3 protein-coding genes and 1 pseudogene are annotated in these 2,438 nt (G+C 34.5%); 3 read left to right on the forward strand and 1 reads right to left on the reverse strand.

Annotated elements, in window-relative coordinates:
- Positions 1-135: 135 nt before the first annotated feature.
- The 3 genes from AC0KTX_RS16585 to AC0KTX_RS16595 all read left to right on the forward strand — a co-directional run bounded on the left by AC0KTX_RS16585 (position 136) and on the right by AC0KTX_RS16595 (position 1,991).
- Positions 136-471 carry a hypothetical protein gene (locus AC0KTX_RS16585; protein WP_474253148.1) on the forward strand — a complete coding sequence of 112 codons (336 nt, stop codon included), beginning with the start codon at positions 136-138 and terminating at the stop codon, positions 469-471.
- Between the two features lie 14 nt (positions 472-485).
- Positions 486-1,433 (forward strand): ABC transporter permease, encoded by a 948-nt coding sequence (locus AC0KTX_RS16590; protein WP_474253149.1) that lies wholly within the window; start codon positions 486-488, stop codon positions 1,431-1,433.
- A gap of 159 nt (positions 1,434-1,592) precedes the next feature.
- A complete protein-coding gene (locus AC0KTX_RS16595; protein WP_339198518.1) occupies positions 1,593-1,991 on the forward strand; it encodes a DUF4064 domain-containing protein in 399 nt (132 codons plus the stop codon).
- Positions 1,992-2,171: 180 nt separating this feature from the next.
- Here the strand turns inward: AC0KTX_RS16595 and AC0KTX_RS16600 are convergent.
- Positions 2,172-2,333: pseudogene (locus AC0KTX_RS16600) on the reverse strand (ATP-binding protein); the annotation flags it as partial.
- Positions 2,334-2,438 lie beyond the last annotated feature (105 nt).

Consider the following 2,438-nt stretch of genomic DNA (forward strand, 5'->3'; position numbering starts at 1 on the left):
CTCTTTGATGACTTGTAATTTAAACTCCTTGGAGTGTTTGGTTCGTGTCATGTTGTTTAGCCTCCTTGGTACATTAAGCAGTATATTATTTTTTACTCTTATTGTCCAAGTTCATTTAGGGGCTAAATAGCAGAAATGCAATTAATGTGTGACCGATTTGCCATTATTAAACAAGGAAAACTAATTCATGTTTCTTCTATGGACTTACATAATGAACAAGATCAATCATTACAAAATGTGGTGTTTGAGGTTAGTGATGTAGAAACAGCAGTTCAGCTTCTCCAAGAAAATAAGTTGACCGATGAATTAAAAATAGTAGGTGACCAACAGTTTTCAATTAACATAGACAAAGAGACAATTGCAGTAGTTAATCAGCTATTAGTGAAGAATAATGTCAATGTATATAGAATCAATCTAGTAACTACAACGCTTGAGGATCGTTTCTTAGAATTAACCGGCAAAGGTAAGTAGGAGGGTAAAGACTAGTGTTTTCTCTAATTAAAAATGAGATGGTGAAGATTTTTGCGAAAAAGGCTAGTTGGATATACATCTTGATTCTGATTTTAGCTGGAGTCATTGGAGGCATCATTCAACAAAAAATATATGGGGAACCGAGCGATAATTGGCGCGAGGAAACTCAAACCGAATTGAACCAATTAAAAAAGGATTTGGAAGCTGCTCCAAATGAAGATAAGGAATGGATTATGGAGCAAATAGAGCAAAAGCAACGCTATCTTGATGAAAATATAAATCCAAATGCAGTAAGTAATTGGCATTTTATGAATGGAACTGTGATAGGCATGACAATGTTGGTCACTCTGTTTGCAGTTATTGTAGGCAGTGCAAGTGTATCATCAGAATTTGCCGAAGGGACAATCAAACAGCTATTAATTAGACCCCATCAAAGATGGGTCATCCTTCTGTCTAAGTATATCTCAGTATTACTCTATTCTATAGTGTTATTGATTGTTCTTATTATATCAGGATATATTGTAGGCTTGATTCTTTTCGGGAGCGGGGATTTTAACGCAAAAATCTTTGAAACCACTCTTGATGGCCAACAAAAGTTAGCTGTTGTGGGGACACAATTCTTTTTAAAGGTCATGTATTATATTCCAAGTCTATTGATTATCATAACGATTGCTTTCATGTTATCTACCTTGTTTAAAAGCCAAGCATTGGCCGTGGGTATCGGAATATTTGTTTTGTTCCTATCCTCAACTATTGGCGGTATGATTGTGTTATTAGCAGAAAAATATACCTGGGCAAAATTTTTAATCTTTCCACACTTGGATCTAACAGTTTATGCTCTACAAGAAAAAATACTCCAAGACGTAACATTGCCAATGTCCTTAATCATTTTGGCGGTGTACTACACTATATTCTTGTTGATAACATTTACCTTTTTTCAAAAAAGGGATATTAGCATATAAAATAATTTAGGTTCAAATCGGTAAACCTTGATATGATGTCAATGCTTGTATTCATGATCTTCACGTATTTTATATAACATATTCTATTGTAGTGTTGAGTAGCATTTTTAGTAACTTGTTGGATAACATTTTGTAAATAGTAAGGGAGATAAAGTATCAATGAAAAGAATAGTAGAGGTAATATTGGCTATTTTAGGGATTTTGTCGTACGGACTAGTGATAGCTTTAGGTGGGCTTATGTTCTTTCTACGAAATAACGAAGAATTTCTTAAAGAATTTTCAAGCAATGGGGCGGATGATTTGGAAACAGTGGTTAAGATAATGAGCACAGGGGGAACAATGTTTATAATCGCATCCATTCTTGCGATCATATTAGGTATTATAGCAATTTTCACGATTAAAGGGAATAAACGCCCAAAAGGAGCTGGTACTATCTTCATTGTGACAGCTGTCTTGGTTGCAATTATTACAGCGGGGATTGGTATTATTCCTGGTATCTTTTATTTCATTGCTGGACTTATGTGTTTTGTTCGAAAGCCTCCTCAAGTGACAGGATGAGTAGCTTTAAACATACATATTCCCCTCTCTAATTTCATTATACTGACTATTTCTACTCTTTGTTATTGAAGAAATGACAAAATTATAATAAAAATATTAATAATTTAGAGTCATATAATGTATTTTGCAATAGAAAAGTGCAGAGAAATGCAATTAAAAATGCAGAGGTTTGCCACCCATTTAATTCCTTTTCGACAATGCGTGGGACAGTCTATAGCTCTCGCCATGAAAAGAGATGATATGGGCGTGATGAATTAGCCTGTCCACTAACGCTGCTGTTAATCGAGAATCTGTAAAGATCCGGTTCCATTGACTAAATTCTAAGTTAGATGTAATAAAGAGAGGTGATTCAAATTGCAAAATGCAGAAGTGTTAAAGCCGATGATAAAATCCCCAATATAGCCGGAATAAAATTCCCCACTTACAATAGAACCATAGTGTCAATGA

It is taken from the genome of Aeribacillus sp. JST-2 (assembly GCF_056032925.1).